Genomic DNA, 18,584 nt, shown 5'->3' on the forward strand with positions numbered 1-18,584 from the left:
TCGGTTTAGATTTAGTTCACCTTGGTGGTTCGGATGACGCAAGCTCGCTCAACTCAAGTTTCCCTTCAAGACACGGCGCACTATCACTGTATTTCACGGTGTGTGCGCCGTGCTTTTTTGTGTGGCGAAGATGCTTACTCAGGAAAAAGTTTTGAGCATCGCAGGCTATGGCTGGTAGAACGCATGCGCTTGCTAAGTCAGGTGTTTGCCATTGATGTGTGTGCGTATGCCATTATGTCCAATCACTATCATTTAGTGCTGCATGTGAATACGGCTTTGGCAGAGTCTTGGAGCCACCAAGAAGTCGCGCAGCGATGGACAACGTTATACAAAGCGCCGTTGTTGGTAAGCCGCTGGCTTGGTTGTGAGCTAAAGTCCAAAGCTGAAATTAACAAAACTCTGGCGCTTATTGGCGAATGGCGTGAGCGCTTAACCGATATCTCTTGGTTTATGCGTAACCTTAACGAGTTTGTCGCCCGCGAGGCTAATAAAGAAGAAGGGTGTAAAGGCCGCTTCTGGGAGGGGCGCTTTAAGTCTCAGGCGTTGTTGGATGAAAAAGCGCTGCTAAGCTGCATGGCTTATGTGGATTTAAATCCTGTTCGGGCTGATATGGCGCAATCCCTTGAAGACTCTGAATTTACTTCCATTTATGAGCGCATTCATTCGATAGCGTGTCAAGGTGATGCTGGGCGAGGAGAGGTTACCAGTTTACCTGCGAAAGGCTTAGTAGGCTTTTTAGGTAATGAGCGAGAAGTGCGGCCCTCAGTGTTTTCTAAAATGGGTGGCATTGAGTTCTCTTTGTTGGATTATTTAGCGCTAGTAGAAGAATTGGGCCAAGTGGTGCGGCCAAACAAGCGTGGTTATATTTCTCCATGTAGTGATACGATTCTTGGACGGTTAAATATGAGTGCTGAGGAATGGTTAACACTGTCTGAAAGCTTCGGAGGAAAGTTTCGTTGTGCCGTGGGCACAACCAAAGAGCTAGAAAGCTATGCGCTGCATACCAACCGAGCCTGGGTGGCAGGAAAGTGTTCAATGATGTCTAGTTAGCAATTTAAATCAAGTCAGTAGAAAATTGAATTAAGAGAAAAATACAGGACACCCATGTATTTGACTCTTGCTTAAACACTGACTACGCTTAAATCATCAGTCACGATTTACAATAAGGGTATGCTATGCCAACTATTTCAATGTTCTATGGCATCATCATTCGAATGTATTACTTTGATAACCAGCAGCATAGCGCACCTCACATACACGTTCACTATCAAGGGGATTCTGTTATTGTTGAAATACCGAGTGGGCGTATTCTTGAGGGCGGAATCCCTTCGAACAAGCAAAAGCTTGTCGATGCGTGGGTTGAAATTCACAAAGATGAATTAATGGCCGACTGGGAGCTAGCTATCAATGGTGAATCGGTGTTTAAAATCGACCCTTTAAAGTAGGAGGCAATGATGAATCCTAGCGTAGTTTCTGTGCAACCAACGGATGATTACAAGCTTATTATCAGTTTTGACAATAGTGATATGAAGCTCTTTGATGTTTCACCCTATCTTGATAAAGGTATCTTTCAAGAGCTCAAAGATGTCAGCTACTTCAAACGGGTTTCGGTTGCGTTTGGTTCGGTTGAATGGCCGAACGAGCAAGATTTTAGTTACGATACACTCTATTTGTTGGGGCAAAACTTAACTGAAATACCTCAACCTCAGGAGGCTGACAGATGACTCAAGCTCGCTCAACTCAAGTCTCCCTTCAAGACACGGCGTACTATCACTGCATTTCACGGTGTGTGCGCCGTGCTTTTTTATGCGGCGAGGATAAGTATTCTGGGCAAAATTTTGAGCATCGCCGTGTTTGGTTGGTCGAGCGTATGAGGTTGCTTAGCCAAGTGTTCGCGATTGATGTATGTGCTTATGCCATTATGTCCAATCACTATCACTTAGTGCTGCATGTTAATACGGCTGATGCTGAGTTTTGGACTGATGAAGAGGTCGCTCAGCGTTGGGCGACGTTATACAAGGCGCCTTTGCTTGTGAGTCGTTGGCTTGGTGGTGAGTTAACATCTAAAGCTGAAATCAATAAAACACTTGAGCTTATTGATGAATGGCGTGAGCGTTTGCAAGACATCTCTTGGTTTATGCGCAACCTTAATGAACATGTTGCCCGTGAAGCCAATAAAGAAGAGGGCTGTACCGGTCGATTTTGGGAAGGGCGTTTTAAATCTCAAGCCTTATTGGATGAAAAAGCGCTGCTAAGTTGTATGGCTTATGTGGATTTGAATCCAGTTCGAGCCGATATGGCACAATCGCTTGAAGAGTCGGAATTTACTTCCATCTACGAGCGTATTCATTCGGTTGCTTGTCAGCAAGATAAAGGTCAAGGTGAGGTTGCTTCTTTACCTGCGAAAGGGTTAGCGGGCTTTGTAGGTAATGAGCGAAAAGCACAGCCCTGCTTTGGCATTGAGTTCTCTTTGTTGGATTACTTAGCGTTGGTCGAAGAGTTAGGGCGGGTGATGAGGCCGAATAAACGCGGTTATATTCATTCCAGTAAAAACACACTTCTTGAACGGTTAGAGATGAATGCCGAAGAATGGCTCAGGCTTTCGGAAAGCTTTGGGGGTAAATTTCGCTGTGCAGTCGGATCAGCTCAAGAACTCGAGAGTTATGCGCTGCATACAAATCGTTCTTGGGTATCGGGTAAATCCCTGATGGAAGTAGCCTGTCATTCTTAAAGTAAAGCAATAGAATGGGTCTACTTGTAAAAAGAACCGCTGCTTACAATCTATTAACCGTTTACGCAGATATCACATTTCATATGCTCTAATGAGCAAATCTTATTAACCTCGTCTATGGGCATGGAGGGGATACGCTTAAATCCAAGTTGGCAGATTCAATAAAAATACAGGACACCCATGTATTTGTTTCAACTTCGCCAACAACTTTTGCGATTTAGCCATCAGCTGAGTATTGAACGACAATTACTCTGCCTTGGTTCGTAGCCGTCTAATCAGCGTTAGCCGTTCCCAAAATCTTCAGCTAATGTACAACTTGCCAAATGAGTAAAAAGGGTGTAGTTTTTACTCGTGGTTAAATTTGAATTTGATGAAAATAAAAGCAGGCCAAACTTTGAGAAACATGGAATTGATTTCTATACTGCCCAAGGTTTGTGGAACGATTCTGATCTTATCGAAATCCCTGCAAATACAAGCGATGAGCCAAGATATTTAGCTATCGGTATGCTTAATGGCAAGCATTGGTCTAGTGTCATTACATATCGTGGGTTAAATCTTAGAATCATTTCAGTCAGACGTTCACGCAAAGCGGAGGTGAACTTATATGAAAGCGCATGAGTTTGATGCCAAATTTGAAAGTGACGATGATATTTTAGGTGATCTAGATTTATCTAAAGTTAAACGTCCAATGCAAAAACAGAAACGAGTCAATGTTGATTTTCCTGCCTGGATGCTAGAGTCACTAGACCGTGAAGCAAGTCGAGTAGGTGTTACACGACAGTCAATCATCAAGGTTTGGCTAGCTGAAAGGCTTGAAAATGTAGCCCATCACCACACTTCAAACTGAATGGTTACAAGCATTTAAGAGCGATTCCCAACACATGGCATTTTTCATTCCATCGTTGGGTTTTGTTTTACGGTTACGGTGGCGTCATTTCAAAACAAAAAAATACAGAAACAAAAATTCAAAATACAGGACAACCATATATTTGACGAGTCTCCATTCCACAACTAGGCTTACTTCATTTGTTTAAAGTTTGCTCACTGGTGGTTATGATGACTCAAGCGCGTTCAACTCAAGTATCCCTTCAAGACACGGCGTACTATCACTGTATTTCACGGTGTGTACGCCGTGCTTTTTTATGTGGCGAAGATACCTATTCAGGTCAAAGCTTTGAGCATCGCCGTATTTGGATTGTGGAGCGTATGCGCTTGCTTAGCCAAGTGTTTGCGATTGATGTGTGTGCGTATGCCATTATGTCTAATCACTATCACCTAGTGCTGCATGTTGATACCGCTACCGCGGGGTCTTGGAGTGATGAAGAGGTGGCTCAGCGTTGGACAACATTATACAAAGCGCCGCTGCTAGTCACTCGTTGGCTAAATGGTGGGTTAAAGTCCAAAGCTGAAACGCGTAAAACGCTTGAGTTAATTGATGAATGGCGTGAACGATTGACCGATATCTCTTGGTTTATGCGTAATCTCAATGAGTATGTCGCCCGAGAGGCCAATAAAGAAGAGGGCTGCAAAGGTCGATTTTGGGAAGGGCGGTTTAAGTCTCAAGCCTTGCTGGATGAAAAAGCGTTGCTTAGCTGTATGGCGTACGTGGATTTAAACCCGGTTCGGGCTGACATGGATCAATCACTTGAAGCTTCGGAGTTTACTTCTATTTATGAGCGTATCCACTCAGTGGCGTGTCAGCAAGACAAAGGCAAAGGCGAGCTCGCGTCTTTACCCACAAAAGGCCTGGCTGGTTTTTTAGGTAATGAGAGAAAAGTGCAGCCCTGTTTTGGGATTGAATTTTCTTTGCTGGATTATCTAGCGTTAGTAGAAGAATTAGGCCAAGTGGTACGGCAACGCAAGCGTGGTTATATTCCACCGAGGCACAGTATGCTGCTAACGCGGCTAAATATGAGTGCTGATGAATGGTTTACATTATCCGAAAGCTTTGGGGGTAAATTTCGCTGTGCAGTTGGCTCTGCCACAGAGCTCAAGAGCTACGCGTTGCACACCAACCGTTCTTGGGTATCAGGTAAGTCTTCGATGGAAGTTATCTGTCAATCTTAAAGAAAAGTAAATATTGGATACCCTTTCTTTTCCAAAAACTCCGCATGGTCAACTTACTGTACAAGTAGAGTGGTGAAGACTATACTTGTCCCATTAAATGTACATGTGGAGGTTCTTATGAGAATCGTATCTTTTACTGAAGCTAGAAATGGTCTTAAAGCCGTTTTAGACGGTGTTGTTAACGATGCTGATACAACAGTGATTACACGTCGTGACTCTGAAGATGCAGTGGTTATGTCTTTGGACTACTACAATAGCCTTATGGAGACAGTGCACTTACTACGCTCTCCCAAAAACGCTGAACACCTAAACCGCTCGATAGAACAGTACCGTGCTGGTAAAACAACAGCACGAGAGTTAATTGATGAGTAGCAGTCAACGTTTATTGTCGTGGACTGATGATGCTTGGGATGACTACCTGTATTGGCAAACTCAAGATAAGAAAACACTCAAGCGAATCAATAAACTCATCAATGATGTTAAGCGCTCTCCATTTGAGGGTATTGGTAAACCAGAACCGTTAAAAGAGAACTTATCTGGTTTTTGGTCTCGCCGTATTGACGACACCAACAGGCTTGTTTACGCAGTCGATGATCTCGCGGTAACGATCATTTCGTGTCGTTACCACTATTAAATTAGTACCACTAATACTAGCATCAAAAAATTGCAGGACTCTTCACCTACTGTCTGACAAGTCTCTGATGTAAGTCGTCAGCTAAGCTTGATAGTAAATGAATGCCCCCCCCCCACTTGTAACGCTTGTCGCAACTTACTACAATGGTGGTAAGTTGAATCTATTTATGAGGCTATATTATGGCAACTGCAAGCGTTCGCATTGATCAAGAGCTTTTTGAAAAAGCGGCGATTATGGCAAAAGCACTCAACCGAACTACACCTAAGCAGATTGAGCATTGGGCGAAGATTGGTGAAATGATGGAAGACAACCCCGATCTGCCTTACGAGTTTGTAAAGCAAGCCATTATTGCGAAAGCAGAAAAAGAAGCTGGTAAGTCAGAGACCTACAGCTTTGACTAAAATCACAGCGGTACTCCAAACGCCTAGTTTTAAGAAAGCTGTAAAGAAGCTACACAAAAATCAAAAAAAAGATCTCGATCATGCTATCAGGGAGCTAATGAAAGATCCGCACTTGGGTGAGCAAAAGAAAGGCGATCTCTCTTTCCTACGTGTACATAAGTTTAAAATGGTCAAGCAGCTCACTTTGCTCGGTTATAGTTACGAAGATGGTACGGTCACTTTAGAGCTTATGGCTCTTGGCTCCCATGAAAACTTCTATCGAGATGTAAAAAGGTTTTATTGAGTTACACCGTAGAGTGTGGCGGTTGAACGGATGCGCCTGCTAAGCCAAGTGTTTAATGAAGTATTGTAACCTCTAAATTTTGACGGAAGATGATGTTTAACAAGCTAAAGGCTCATATCAAATTTATTTGTTGGTGAGCTTGGTTGTGAAACTCTCTTACCCATGCTACTAATCGTTTCTCTCACATAGTCCCAATACTCAGGTACATCAAGCGTTTTTGCTTGCAATGTTTTAGGTACAAATCGACTCATCTCGCTGTTGAAGTCTGCCTTAACTGCATCATTTTCAGTTAGGTTTTTCATTTGCCTGCCCAGCGCAATCAAAAAGTCATCACGCTCTTTGTCGCGGGCCTCTAGTTTGTTGTTGATTAACTGGTTATTGACCTCAATGCCTCTTTGATTTAGCCACACAATATCCCACACATCACGGGGCTTAATTCGCCTTGCCCTGTATGCTAAAGCAATGAATTTATCAGCTAAAATCTCGTCCATTGTTTGGCAACGGATCAGCATACCTTCTGTTGGTGTGTCGATTCCGTAGTGATTTATAGGCACTCGATTTGTCAAATCGAAAGAGGGTAAAGCACAGACATCAATGTGCATTTTCTGTCTGGGCAGATCAGCACGGTTTGGTTCTTTCTCGATGCTGATTTTCCACGATGATGTATTCCCTTGCTTGTCTGGGCTAGGTTTATTGACGTATACAGGTATTTCATATTTCTTTTGCAAAAAGCTCTGTATTTCATCCTCAAGCCCATCAAACATCGATGGCTTAAAATCATGACCACCATTAAAGTCTAAGTCTTCAGATAACCGAGAACTGTTGTAGCAAAGGCGTAGTGAGGTACCGCCAATGAAGGTGAGTCTTTGTAGTGCCCCGTGTTCTGTCATGACATGCAAAATATCATGATGAAGTATCTCTTTTTCGATCACTTCAATAACGGGTGCTAACTCAGGGTTACGTTTTAGAATTTCGTCTATTTTTTGTTTTAGCATAGTAGAGAGCCCAGTTAGTGATTTATCATTTGTAGGTTTCGTTTACAGCTTTTTAAATCGGCTAATGCTCGATGAGGCATAGCTCGATACATTTTCACCTCTTCGTCGAAGAATAGGTCATTTTCAAGCTGTGATACTTTGTGCTTAGTATGTGTAAACTCAACCACTCCGTAGCGAGTTTTAAATGTCCCACTTCGCCCCCGAGTCATTAGAGTCAGGCGATCCATAATGATTTGAGATATCTCTCCAGTACGTGATAATTCACTCTCTAAACTTATATAACTTAGGTAACCAGACCTTAATTTACGGGCGACTTCATATATTGCAGTTCGGGGATTTGGAGGGGTGATTGTGCTTTCAAAAAGACCATTAGCGATCCGATTAATGGTGCCTTTTTTAACACAGTCGTACAGAAATTTGTTAAAACGGGGTGTTTGTTCGACATTGAGAAGGTAGGCAAGTTCAGCCTTACTGAATACGCCTTTGCCAAATTTACTTGATTCAGCCATAGCTGAAATTAGTTTTTCTACCTTAGTCACTGGTCTACACTAAATTACTTAATAAGTAACTTAGTGTAGACCATTTTGTGAGTAAAAGAAACGGTGGCATCCATCAGAAAAAATACAGAAAAAAGAATACAGGACATATATATTTGACGCTGATGATTATGACGCTTAGCCTTCTCGTCTACGCCAGCTTAGAGCACAAGACCCGTGAGCAACTCGCTAATACCGAAGAGTTCTTCCCGAGCATGGTGGAAAACAAGACAACAGCAAAACCGACCGCACGCTGGGTATTCTTAAAGTTCAAAGGCATCGACACACTCGAATTTAATGGTCAAAGCTTCATTACAGGCGTTCAAGATCACCAATTGCGGCTTCTTAAACTTCTTGGCTCCCAAAAAACTTCTATCGAGATGCAAAAAGGTTCAAATCCTCGAGACTCATCCCCCGATAACTCACCTCATACCCTTTAAACTTACTCAGTAGCTTTTGTGACTTGGCGATAAGCTTGGTCTGGCTATAGCGCTTGATGTTCTTTTTCACTTCAATAAACACCACCTGCTTGTTGGCGTCGTTCACCGCCACAATATCAATCTCATTCTGGTTACCCTTCTCCCAGTATGTACCAAGCTGGTTATACTCTCCTGACTCGGCAAGCAAAGACTTCATCAGTCGCTCTAACCATACTCCACTGTATTGTGCTCAAAATCCTGCTCGATCACCTGCTGAACATAACGTAGGTTACCCACTTCAACACTACTTTGGTTTTTATGGATGTACCGAAACCAAAAGTTAAGAAATGCATCTTTAATTTGGTATTTGACAATACGACCTACAGGTTTGCTCAAAATTGGTACAATTCGTTCGATAATATCAAACTCTTCCTCGAGCTTTTTGAGTTGTGGCCCAACTGAATATTGAAGCATCGATTCAATATCACTTCGGCTGATCTTGCCAGAAGCAATGGCTCCGCCTTTCTGGAAACAAACAGGTATACGACGTGTTTTCCAGCAAATGCCTGCTTTAGCAAGGTGGTTTTACCCACGCGTCGGCGACCTACCATCATGGTAAGCTGACTGTATTGACTGTGGGCAGTATCGGTCCATCGTTGTAAATTTTGCAGTTCAGATTGACGGTAGTAAAATCTCATGGCCATGCCTTTATTTACTGTAAATATTAGTACGGTCATCTAATCTCGCTAATAAGAAAAAGGGTCAGAGTTAGAAAGACCAAAAGACAACACCCATGTATTTGACTATCGCCTAAACACAGCCGCACAACACCTTGTGCCTTATTTATTATATGCGTAACCTATTGACTAAAAGCTGTTCTACTGTTTTCATTGGTAAGAACATTCGAATGCGACCGTTATTTTCACACAGGACTTCAAAACCAAACTTCGTATAAAATGCTTGTGCGGGATCGGTAAGGCAGTCCACGACGATAGCATAAGCTTTCATATGGTGATTAACTTCCCAAAGGTACTTTAAAGCGCGAATCAAACTGACCTTTCCTAGCCCTGAGCCATGAAACTCTTTATGAACAGCCAACTGAGCTAATAGAAAAACAGGAATTGGATATCTAGGTAACTTTTTCGCTAGCTTAGAAGGTAACGTCTCTCGGCTGATTGAGCTAGGCGCTACGCTATAAAAAGCACAAATAGCGTACTTTTGATTAATCAATGATTGAGAGCTTGGTAAAACCATAGTTCGGCTAATACCAACTTGCATGTGTTTTGCTGCTTGAGTTTTGATAAATGTATTTAACTCTGACTCACCACAATCAAACGAGTTACGATCATGTTTTGATTTACTAAGTTCAACGAACTCTTTTCCCCAACTCACTTGATGCCACTCTCATCTGTGAATTTTGCTGCTTCAAGTAAAGCTTGATTAGGCGCTCTTGCTTTATCACATGCCGTCATAAATTCATCGAAAACACTATCTTTAACAACGATACTTTCGTGTTCTTCAATTACATGAGTTGCATCTTCGTCCATTAACCTAACGACATACTCTGTAAGGCTTTTAAGACCAAGCAAAGCCGATGCTTTTTCTGCTTTTGCCTTGATCTCTTCATCAAGGCGAATATCTAAACGTGCTGTTGCCATAGAACCTCCTACGTACGGATATATTCCGTAACAATGGCAATTATAGTGCAAGTATTGAACTTATACAATTTGTACGGATGAATTACGGAATAGTTCTGTGTAAGTTGAGGGAAATACAGGGCATATGTATTTCCCTCAACTTCGCCAACAACTTTTGCGATTTAGTCATCAGCTGAGTATTGAACGACAATTACTCTGCCTTGGTTCGTAGCCGTTTAATCAGCGTTAGCCGTTCCCAAAATCTTCAGCTAATGTACAATTTGCCAAATGAGTAAAAAGTGAGTTTTTGCAAGGGATGCAACCAACAAGAACGGCGTCTGCTTACGATTTGATGGCTAATACGGTTGGGCTAACCTTAGCTTATGTGACAGTAAAGTTTTCAGGAGAACACAGGGTATCTAGTGCTTGTGTCATTGAGAGTTAAAAAGCGAGTAAGTGGTAATGAATCGCTTACCCGCTTTTTCTTTTGCGCTTAATCACATCGATTCGTTGATTGTGACGAGGCCCAAGGCATTGGGAGTAAAAAGTAGCGCCATTCTCCAGCATGAAAACACCGTGAGGAGGCTTTGTAGGTAAAGCAAAAGCATTGCTTATCCTCGGTGTTGCTTATCGTGACAGAGCTCGTGTTATAACACAGCTCAGCATGCGGTGAGCGTGAGTGCTCATACAGCGCAAGACAGAGAGGGCGGCAATACACAAGGTGACGTCGCCACACTTTGTCTTTATCCATCTTCCCTTTTGCTGCCAATAGGGCGTCATAATATTTGATAAGCGGCAGTTCTGGGTGAGCAATATGAAGTGATATATCTTCAAACATGATATTGCGAGATCCCAACAGTGCTTTAGTATGTTGGGAGACAGAATGCATCAATTTACTGTTGCCTTGCGCCCTTTCCCAATAATATTTGGCGGCCACTTCCAGTTTGTCTTGCTGTTCTAGGCTTGTCGGGATCGCATTACCTTGAGACAAAATCGCTTGAATAGAAGGGTGCTGCGCACCCAACGCAAAGGCGGCTAAAGACTCAAGGTTATGTTGGCTTTCGTAAAAGTGGCGAGGCTGACTAAAATCACACATCATAAGGCGAGCCCTCCCATTAAGGCATCGAATGCTTTGCCATCCTGACGCGAGGCGTTCATCACATACGGCGCATAAACATCAAACAGTAATTTTGTGTCGCTATGACCGAGCATATGTGAAATATACAACGGATTTTCATGGGCAGAAATATGCAGCACCGCTGAGGTATGCCTGGTTTCATACGCTCGTCGTGGTTTTAATCCCGCTTTTTTTAAAATCGGGTGCCAGATGTGCTTACTGACATATTGAGTGCTCAGTCCATTGCCATTTTGGGAAGGGAAAACAAAAGGACTGTCGGTTCTTCTTTCCCATTGCCGTTGCAATAACGCGCACAATGGGTCACTCATCTTCAGCTCACGCCGCGATTTTTGCGTCTTCACATCACACAGCTCCCCGTTAACAAAGTTTTGTCGTATACGGATCAATCGATACTCAAAATCGATGTGCTCCCAATGCAGTCCGTGCACCTCACAGCTTCGCATCCCCGTTAAAAACCGCAGCAGAAAATAATCCTTCCAGCTCTCGTCACAATGAGTCAAAAAACAGTCGACCTCTTCTTTGGTCAGCGGTTTTGATTCGGCTTTTTCTTCTTTTAATGAGCGATAGCGCCTAAAGGGATAAGCAAATTGATGCTCTTCTGATGCCAAACTAATTATGGCGATAAGTGGCCACAAGAGGTTATTGATACGTTTATTCGAGAGCTTTCTGTCGCCGTTAGGTTTGCGCATGTCTTGTAATGACTGGCGAAAAAAATCAACTTGAGACAGTGACACTTCTGAGACTAAGGTATTGCCAAAGTGAGGGATGAGATAACTCGTCAAGTTATTCCATACCACGCTTTGATAACTGTGTTTCCACGCGCCTTTTTTGCGTTCAAACCATTCTGCCGCAAAGTCATTGAAAAAAGGATAGAGTCGGTCGGGATGTTTATTGCGCTGTAATCGCTCAAACAGATCGACCTTTTTGCTGTCTGGAAAATAGTCTCGGTATTGAAAGGTATTAAGGTCAATCTCGGCGTTCATTTGCTTGAGCGTCGCTTGAGCCAACCGGAGATTTTTCGGGGTTGCCATGAGTTTGGTGCCTTCGCGAAAGCGCTGGCCATACAAGTGCAAATCGAACTGAATACGCCCATTGGGGCGGATGCGAATGTGAGCCATAGTGGCCTCCATCAGTGTACGATCGATTCAATGAATCATTACCCGCAATGCGGCTAACGTTTGTCATCAAATAGATCTGTCCCTGACCGATGGAATTCGCTAGAATCGAGCCATCGGCTGGGGTGGGTTTAAGTCTTCGCAGCCGGTACGGGGTAGGGAGGTTGCCGCCTTCCTATCCCAACTGCATTTTCACTCTTCTCAAACTCGGGTGAGTATCACGATTTCATACTCACATGAACGCGTCACCCTGTCTGTATAAAGTTTCACCATTTACTGTAGGCTTGTACTGTTTTAATGTCCAGTGGTTTTGAGTATTTTTGTGTGCCGACCTCTACGCCGTACTGCGCATTTAAAACATCGCCTCTAAGTCTAAGGTGTGGTTTTCTCCGGTTTTTTCCTTTTTAACCAAACCCTTATCTTTTTTATGATCCTCAATTATTTTATTTATGGCTCGGATTTTCTTCACATTGCTAATCAGTTCGACAGAGAGGGATTGTGTCGGAATATGCTTTTTTGCATGGTCAAAGAATCCCAGATACGTCTCGAGTCGACTATTTTTGTAGACGCTGACTTTCATTTCTCTCATTTCGGTGAGATTACGTACTTTTAGATCGATAAACTCTTTTAAATGAAACTGTACAATGAGCTGCTCTTGGCTTTTCATGGATAAGTTAGGCACCAAAATGGGTTTGGTATGCGTTTCACCTTTAACTTGCGCCACTAAGTATGAGTCCTCTTGCTTTATCACAAAAAACGCAATGTCTTGAGAGCGAACATCCTTGAATTTGCGCAACTCTTCAACTTCGAACTTGAACGGACGGATGTCCACAGTAAAGGTGGACAATACGTCAAGTCTATCGGCCACTTTTTGCTTAAACTCATCAATTGCCGCGAGCGATAGTACCGAGCATTGCTCTGATGTTTTAATGATGAGCCGGTCGTTTTCTTGTTGGATAAGGATATCGTTATCGGCCGTATTTTTGATAGCATGACCAAGCAAATCAACGCCGTGCTCAGATGAAATAAACGATTGCCCGAGTTCGATGTTAAGGTTTGTCTCACTGATGTCGATGCGATCGTCTCGCATGATTTTTAATTCTTTCGTTCCCGGATCAAACTCAATCATCTGGAAGGGTAAATGCGGTTTTATTTCATGGATAAGATTTTGACAAGTGGATTTGGTGATTTTTTGATAGCCGCGCTGAGTGTCAGAATCAATAAATTGTCTGTGCGCCTCAAATGGGTGATGCGTTTTAATTTGACGGCGACAAGCGCGAGCAAGAATGGCATCGGTATCGCTTTGCTCATCAGCAAGAGAGACCTCTTTGGTATCGTAGATAATGATAGAGGGATTGGACTCTTTTGAATGGTATTCAATGTTTAGGGTAATGAAGTTCTCTCCTGTGAGGCCCTGAAGGTTGGAGGCCGAACGAAGCCAGTTTTCAAACACATCGCCCGAGAGTGAGAATGAGCGCAGTGTATTGAGCGTTTGGATATCGTCATTTAAATCCTGCGCGGCAAAGGCATATTCAGGAGCATGCCCCCCAACCATCTTGCATTGGTTTTTCTTAACGTCAAAACAAAAGCTCACGCAAAAATCATCGCTTTTGGTAATGAGCTGCTTTTGAATGCGTCGTAGGGTTGCGGCGGCATTTGGGTTGATATGCAGTTGAACTATCTTCTTTTCCATTTTCTGTCCTTTGTGGGTTTATGATGTATCGATAGTGATTAAGCGATGCTGTATTTCTCTGTGTCATGCAGGATGTTTGTGGTGTGTGTGGCGCTGGAAATAAATTAGATACTCATAGATGTGATGCACGGTTTGCGGTGCGAGTGTGAGGTTATCTCGAAGGGAGAGTGTGATATGAAGATCTGTTTTCCCTTTGTTTTTTTTCGTGACAATGACCGTGTCTTTTTCATCAGCAAAGTGTTCACGGATACTGTTCTCTTGTCGTGTCGGGGTGGTATTTCCATTTGCCATGAGGTGAAAGGTGGCTTGAAAGCACTGAAGTTCGGGCGTTTTAAAGGCCTCTCGAAATAGGCTGCCATCTCGTTGATTGGTGCTCATTTTAATGAAAATCTGCGGTTTTCCATCGCTGTCAATCAGCTCCAACCTTTTCACTTTACGTATGGCTTTCTCCCATTTTTTGCGCGAAACCCCAGGCTTATGTTTGTTGGAATACGCCCATATCGTGCTGATATCTGAAAAGAGGAACTGGCCTTTATTGTTGAACTGCCGACAAAACAGCGTTTTAAGTAAGCTGTGTTGAACGCTCGGAAAAGGACGACAATCCGGTTGGTTAGCCCTTAACTCATGATCTACTAGCTCCGTTAACAATGTGTTTAAGTGTGATGTCTCCACGGCGATAGGGTTGGCGTTGGGCTTTTGAGGAAATAAGTGGTTGCGAAGAACCTCTTCAGAGAATGACAATGTATAGTGTTTCTTTTCTTTCGTTGAAAGCTGTGCGTAGTGTGCGTCTAACGCCGCGATGCGCCGAGAGAGATCGTTTGATCCTTTTTTTAATCCCAATAGCCAGCACAGCTCGGCTCGAGAGTAACGCTTATTTTCTTTTGGATTCCCCGATTTTCGATAAAATGGGTAGAGCCAGTCAATGCCGTGGACATAGTGTTTACGCGTCGTGGCGTAGTGTTTATGCCCGATCTCTCGAGTGAATTCCTCAAACAACACATTGTCATTGAGGCTAAGCGTGTCCTGCAATTCTTGCCAATGTTGAAATTGTTCTTTTAATACCTCTTGGGTCATCAATGCGTGCAGTGTTGGGGGAAGCCCAATATCAGTATCCGTGGCATGGCTGATAAAATGTAGGCTTTGAAGCAGATAGACAAAGGCGCCCGAATGCCTCAAATGATGAAACCGGACATCTTCGCCACAAATGGCTTTGATTGCCTTTGTGGCCGGCAACAAGTAATGCAGTTGCCTTGACGTCATGCTTTCATTTTCAAAACCAATGAGTGGCATTTGTGGGGAGCGGCTGACAATGCCCCCGCGAGTCGACAGTCTCGGCTTGAGTTTGATGCACATGCGGATGAGCGTGGCAAATTCGGGCGGAAGGTAGATGTGCACCAATCGTGAGTGTTTACTTTTCGGTTTTCCTTCATTGGTCTGGGTAATGTGCAGCGTAAAACATTGATTGTCATCGTGACCATCTTTCGAGGTGATGGTCTTAGCCGCCCAAATGTCTTTAATTCTTAGTCGTGCGATTTCCCCTCGTCTGAGTTTGCCAAAATAGGCAAGAATGACCGCACAGGCACTAAATAAACGCTGCAAGAAATGCCCGTTTTTATGACGGAGTAAGGCATGAACAATCTGGTGCAATGCGTCAATAGAGATGAAATTGGCATCCACATTGATGGGCACGGTGGGAGTTTGCAGCTCGCGTAAATTGATGTGATCAGTTAAATCTTGCGTCGTTAAAAATTTAAAGAAGCGGTGGAGTTTTTGTTGTGCACTGGGCGTGGTGAGCGTTGCATACGTGCGGTGTGCCCAAGCCATCAGCTCATCATGGTTTTGGCTGGATTCAAAGCTTAGTGGGGACGACTTGAGTATCTTCGTTAATCCTGAATATTGAGTCAGGGTGTTGTCGCTGAGGTGTTGAACCCGCTCACCGCCATAGAGAATGAGGTTTCTGACAAATAGGCCCGCCAGTTGAGGCAAGACATTGTGTCTTTGCCATCTCGTCACTTCGTATCCCGTTGGCTTTGTTTTGTTTTTCTTATACACATTTAAGAGTTGCTGGTGAGGCCATTGCTCTTTTCTGCCGGGCGCCACTTTTTCATACCACTTGTCATCCCAGGATTGCGTGTAAATATCATCGAGCTGTTTTTGTTGATTGGCAATGCGGGGGCTTTGCCGCTCATAGGCCACGTGTCTTGTTGGGTAGGCGATGTCTTTTAACAGCGTCGGCACCACATCGTCACGGTAAACCCAGACGGCTTGCAAGAGAAAATGGAGCTGCGCCTTTGAACAAGGATGGACTCGTGAGTCAGCGACGGCTGATGATTCGACGTCATGGGTCAGTTGACCTATTAAGGTGTGAAGTCGGTCTGTAAGCCGATTGAGTCCCATCGATTGATGAGAAAGCGTTGCCGCGTTTTGCTCATAGAATGTGGTTAAGGTGCGATAAACGAAGAGCGGTAAATGATAGCGAGTAAACGAGGCGTTTTCTGCTTCCTTGTCTTGCTGGTTTTTACTTTGATGGCCTTGGAGGTGTCTCAAGCGTAGATAGAGATGACCATCGACGATTTCAATACACTCTGGCGACGTGGTGATGTGATGGAGATAGTCGAGAGGCAAAGGGGCGACGTCTAGCGCGACGATTAAGGCCACCTGCTCTTGGCTAAGCGAGACTCTCTCTTTATAGAGGATCTCTAATAACGCGTTGTATCCTTGAATAAGACGGTAGGCCGTGTGCGCGTGAGCGGTAATGTTTTCAAAGAGCTTGGCATCATGATCGACCAGCTTTTTCTCTTCTGCTTGCGGTATTTCCCACCCAAGCACATGGTAGAGATAGAGCAAAATGGCGGTCAGTGCGCGTTGGTAGTTGGATTTGAGTGTCGCACCTTGGTGTGTCCATTGCCGCCTGAGATCACGTAATGTTGTCTTTGTTACTTGACGGCGTGCTTCTTGAGCCTTTGGCCAGCGGTTGATGACCCACTCGATGGCCTCTTCTGAGAGCGTCAAGGCGTGGTTTTGCTGTGCGTAATGCACGATGTGGTTGATTGAGAGGGAGCGCAAGAGATCTGACGGAACGTTTGTGTCGGCATTGTCGTCTTGATGACGACTCGAAGGCGCGCTGCGCGATATGTTATCGGACATAGCGCACCTTTTGTAAGTTGAAGTTTGGGGCAATGCTATTGACGTGTTGTAGGAGTTGCTGGCGGTGGAGGGGGAAGACATGGTCATTGCCGAGGTTTTCCCCGATGTTAGCGTGCCCCATCAATCTATCGATTTGAGCGTTGCTTAAAGAAGAAGGATAAACGTGTTCGAGTGCGTATTGAGCAAAGGCATGCCGTATCGAGTAGGCCACAAAGGTTGCGCCTTTTTGTTTTAAAAACTGGCGCAATAGACAAGCTGAGACACAGTGCGCTTTGTGGTTATCATCAATCAGATACCACAATACGTCTTTTTTTAAGTCGAGGGCGTGCGCAGGTAAAAGTGACGTGAGTCTCTTTTGCAACCGCTGATGTTGATGGATCTGCTCGGCAAGATAATCGCAGATGAGTATTTCACGGTAGCGTCCCTTATCGCGCACGGTGGCTTTCTTCCCGGGAAAGTAACGCGCAGATTCAATACTGATGTGATGGGTGGGGCGAACACCCGTGCAAATCAAAAAACACAACGTGAGGTGATAGGTGCATAAGTTGTAATAGGCGATGAATGCTTCAAGGGCGTTATCTTCTTGGATGGCGATGGCGCATGAATGGATATCATTCTCCAGTTGGCGAAATAGGCTCGCTAGGATCACCACATCAACGCTACGCTGGCTTCCAATCAAGACAGGCGAGTGCGCCGAACTGGGTTTGGATTCGCCTTCGCGATATTGGAGTTGCCTGATGGTCTGGGCGGTTAATGCCAAAGGGACGGTGTGTAGTAATGTGGTATCCACAAAGTAGACGCTTTCTGTCTCTGAGCGGTTTTTTGTGCGTCTCTCTACGGTAAACTTTTCTTCAAAATGTAAGGCTCTTATTTCAAACACTAAGCGTTCAAGGTAGCGCTCATGGGCTCGAAAAATTTTGGCTCGTAGTCGGTCACTGGTTTCTTGTTGGTAAGACCGTGCATGGTCGTGATGGACCCGATGATGTTGATGAGACAATACATGCCTGGGGAGTGCGGAGAGGCCATTGTCGTTTTGAACGCATATATTGAAATAGTTAATCAGATTATCTTTTCTGCCCACAGACCGCTCTAAGTCATCCAATCCATGTTGTTTCCAACGCCGCTCAATCATCGTTTTGAGTTCGCCTTTTTCTCGTGGGTTTAAAAAGGGGCGCTCGTAGTCGCGCTGGGAAACAAACCGCTGAAAAAAAGGATTGAGCCGAGAGGGGACCGGTTGCCACAAATAGACGATGTCGTTTTTTACTGGGTAAGCCACGGCGTATTCAACCCAAGACGTGGACTCGTGCATGACGGTTCGAAAGGCATGTTGTCGGCACGCTTTATAAGCGGGTTGGCGGAAAAGATCGGGCAGGGTGTAGTCGGAAATTTTGGCGCTGTTGTCTTGTTTTCTTAACGCGGCGAGCTCGCCTGTGAGCCACAAAGAGATAAACACAAAAAAGAACTTTTCTCGTTTTTGGATCGGGAGGTGGCGGCGATTTAAATTTTTGAAAATTCGGGCAAGTGACGTGATCGTGAGTTTAGCTTCAGGGTAAGGGGCGCCGCTTTGTTTGTTTCGGTTTTTTCTTTTTTCGCTCGCAATATAGCTCAAAAATCACCCCCCATCCTATCGAAAATCAGAATGTCGAGGGCGTGGTCACCGAGCCGCAGCGATGTCGTCAAAGCGTCATCATCATAACGACATGGTGAAAGTAAGACGTTTTTGATGCTAGCGATAAGCACACTCCTTGTGGTCATATTCTTGGTCAGGCTAGTGATATGAATACTGTA

22 protein-coding genes and 1 pseudogene are annotated in these 18,584 nt (G+C 44.2%); 12 read left to right on the forward strand and 11 right to left on the reverse strand.

What is annotated here, in order from left to right:
- Window positions 1-33: 33 nt before the first annotated feature.
- From M9196_RS12135 to M9196_RS12185, 11 genes are all read left to right on the forward strand, one after another.
- Window positions 34-1,050 (forward strand): transposase, encoded by a 1,017-nt coding sequence (locus tag M9196_RS12135; protein WP_250617802.1) that lies wholly within the window; start codon window positions 34-36, stop codon window positions 1,048-1,050.
- Between the two features lie 125 nt (window positions 1,051-1,175).
- The gene (locus M9196_RS12140) at window positions 1,176-1,445 is read left to right on the forward strand and encodes a DUF4160 domain-containing protein (protein ID WP_250617803.1); all 270 of its coding nucleotides are present in this window, start codon (window positions 1,176-1,178) and stop codon (window positions 1,443-1,445) included.
- A 9-nt stretch (window positions 1,446-1,454) separates the two neighbouring features.
- Entirely contained in the window at window positions 1,455-1,724 is a 270-nt protein-coding gene (locus M9196_RS12145; RefSeq protein ID WP_250617804.1) for a DUF2442 domain-containing protein, read from the forward strand.
- Window positions 1,721-2,731, forward strand: a complete 1,011-nt coding sequence (locus M9196_RS12150; protein ID WP_250617805.1) for a transposase — start codon at window positions 1,721-1,723, stop codon at window positions 2,729-2,731. Before M9196_RS12145 ends, M9196_RS12150 begins: the two co-directional genes overlap by 4 nt.
- A 351-nt stretch (window positions 2,732-3,082) precedes the next feature.
- On the forward strand, window positions 3,083-3,349 hold the full coding sequence (locus M9196_RS12155; RefSeq protein WP_250617806.1) for a BrnT family toxin: 267 nt from the start codon (window positions 3,083-3,085) through the stop codon (window positions 3,347-3,349).
- Entirely contained in the window at window positions 3,336-3,578 is a 243-nt protein-coding gene (brnA, locus tag M9196_RS12160; protein ID WP_017051371.1) for a type II toxin-antitoxin system BrnA family antitoxin, read from the forward strand. Before M9196_RS12155 ends, brnA begins: the two co-directional genes overlap by 14 nt.
- A 206-nt stretch (window positions 3,579-3,784) precedes the next feature.
- The gene (locus tag M9196_RS12165) at window positions 3,785-4,798 is read left to right on the forward strand and encodes a transposase (RefSeq protein ID WP_250617807.1); all 1,014 of its coding nucleotides are present in this window, start codon (window positions 3,785-3,787) and stop codon (window positions 4,796-4,798) included.
- Window positions 4,799-4,915: 117 nt separating this feature from the next.
- On the forward strand, window positions 4,916-5,170 hold the full coding sequence (locus tag M9196_RS12170) for a type II toxin-antitoxin system Phd/YefM family antitoxin (protein WP_096994734.1): 255 nt from the start codon (window positions 4,916-4,918) through the stop codon (window positions 5,168-5,170).
- The gene (locus tag M9196_RS12175) at window positions 5,163-5,432 is read left to right on the forward strand and encodes a Txe/YoeB family addiction module toxin (RefSeq protein ID WP_250617808.1); all 270 of its coding nucleotides are present in this window, start codon (window positions 5,163-5,165) and stop codon (window positions 5,430-5,432) included. Before M9196_RS12170 ends, M9196_RS12175 begins: the two co-directional genes overlap by 8 nt.
- Before the next feature lie 179 nt (window positions 5,433-5,611).
- The gene (locus tag M9196_RS12180) at window positions 5,612-5,833 is read left to right on the forward strand and encodes a ParD-like family protein (RefSeq protein ID WP_250617809.1); all 222 of its coding nucleotides are present in this window, start codon (window positions 5,612-5,614) and stop codon (window positions 5,831-5,833) included.
- Entirely contained in the window at window positions 5,826-6,116 is a 291-nt protein-coding gene (locus tag M9196_RS12185; protein WP_250617810.1) for a type II toxin-antitoxin system RelE/ParE family toxin, read from the forward strand. Before M9196_RS12180 ends, M9196_RS12185 begins: the two co-directional genes overlap by 8 nt.
- Window positions 6,117-6,220: 104 nt before the next feature.
- Here the strand turns inward: M9196_RS12185 and M9196_RS12190 are convergent, their stop codons facing one another.
- The gene (locus M9196_RS12190; RefSeq protein ID WP_250617811.1) at window positions 6,221-7,111 is read right to left on the reverse strand and encodes a nucleotidyl transferase AbiEii/AbiGii toxin family protein; all 891 of its coding nucleotides are present in this window, start codon (window positions 7,109-7,111) and stop codon (window positions 6,221-6,223) included.
- A 14-nt stretch (window positions 7,112-7,125) separates the two neighbouring features.
- Window positions 7,126-7,650: a type IV toxin-antitoxin system AbiEi family antitoxin gene (gene abiEi, locus M9196_RS12195; protein ID WP_250617812.1), complete on the reverse strand. Its 525-nt coding sequence runs from the start codon at window positions 7,648-7,650 to the stop codon at window positions 7,126-7,128.
- Window positions 7,651-7,763: 113 nt separating this feature from the next.
- On the opposite strand from abiEi, the pseudogene M9196_RS12200 reads away from it, so the two are divergent.
- Window positions 7,764-8,087 (forward strand): annotated as a pseudogene (locus M9196_RS12200) (hypothetical protein); the annotation flags it as partial.
- Here the strand turns inward: M9196_RS12200 and M9196_RS12205 are convergent.
- The 9 genes from M9196_RS12205 to M9196_RS12245 all read right to left on the reverse strand — a co-directional run bounded on the left by M9196_RS12205 (window position 8,020) and on the right by M9196_RS12245 (window position 18,405).
- A complete protein-coding gene (locus M9196_RS12205; RefSeq protein WP_250617813.1) occupies window positions 8,020-8,283 on the reverse strand; it encodes a DUF234 domain-containing protein in 264 nt (87 codons plus the stop codon). The pseudogene M9196_RS12200 and the gene M9196_RS12205 sit on opposite strands and share 68 nt — an antisense overlap.
- Window positions 8,284-8,291: 8 nt before the next feature.
- Entirely contained in the window at window positions 8,292-8,540 is a 249-nt protein-coding gene (locus M9196_RS12210; protein ID WP_250617814.1) for a DUF234 domain-containing protein, read from the reverse strand.
- A gap of 372 nt (window positions 8,541-8,912) precedes the next feature.
- Window positions 8,913-9,458 (reverse strand): GNAT family N-acetyltransferase, encoded by a 546-nt coding sequence (locus M9196_RS12215; protein ID WP_250617815.1) that lies wholly within the window; start codon window positions 9,456-9,458, stop codon window positions 8,913-8,915.
- Window positions 9,455-9,724 carry a type II toxin-antitoxin system TacA family antitoxin gene (locus tag M9196_RS12220; RefSeq protein WP_250617816.1) on the reverse strand — a complete coding sequence of 90 codons (270 nt, stop codon included), beginning with the start codon at window positions 9,722-9,724 and terminating at the stop codon, window positions 9,455-9,457. Before M9196_RS12220 ends, M9196_RS12215 begins: the two co-directional genes overlap by 4 nt.
- A gap of 472 nt (window positions 9,725-10,196) precedes the next feature.
- Window positions 10,197-10,802, reverse strand: coding sequence for a hypothetical protein (locus M9196_RS12225; RefSeq protein ID WP_250617817.1), 606 nt, complete (start codon window positions 10,800-10,802; stop codon window positions 10,197-10,199).
- Window positions 10,799-11,959, reverse strand: coding sequence for a site-specific integrase (locus M9196_RS12230; RefSeq protein WP_250617818.1), 1,161 nt, complete (start codon window positions 11,957-11,959; stop codon window positions 10,799-10,801). The genes M9196_RS12225 and M9196_RS12230 overlap by 4 nt, the downstream gene beginning before the upstream one ends.
- A 349-nt stretch (window positions 11,960-12,308) precedes the next feature.
- A complete protein-coding gene (locus M9196_RS12235) occupies window positions 12,309-13,649 on the reverse strand; it encodes a hypothetical protein (RefSeq protein ID WP_250617819.1) in 1,341 nt (446 codons plus the stop codon).
- A 63-nt stretch (window positions 13,650-13,712) separates the two neighbouring features.
- Window positions 13,713-16,796, reverse strand: coding sequence for a site-specific integrase (locus M9196_RS12240; RefSeq protein WP_250617820.1), 3,084 nt, complete (start codon window positions 16,794-16,796; stop codon window positions 13,713-13,715).
- Window positions 16,786-18,405, reverse strand: a complete 1,620-nt coding sequence (locus M9196_RS12245) for a hypothetical protein (protein WP_250617821.1) — start codon at window positions 18,403-18,405, stop codon at window positions 16,786-16,788. Before M9196_RS12245 ends, M9196_RS12240 begins: the two co-directional genes overlap by 11 nt.
- Window positions 18,406-18,584: the final 179 nt, after the last annotated feature.

Source organism: Vibrio methylphosphonaticus (assembly GCF_023634655.1).
GTDB classification, from domain to species: Bacteria; Pseudomonadota; Gammaproteobacteria; order Enterobacterales; family Vibrionaceae; genus Vibrio; species Vibrio methylphosphonaticus.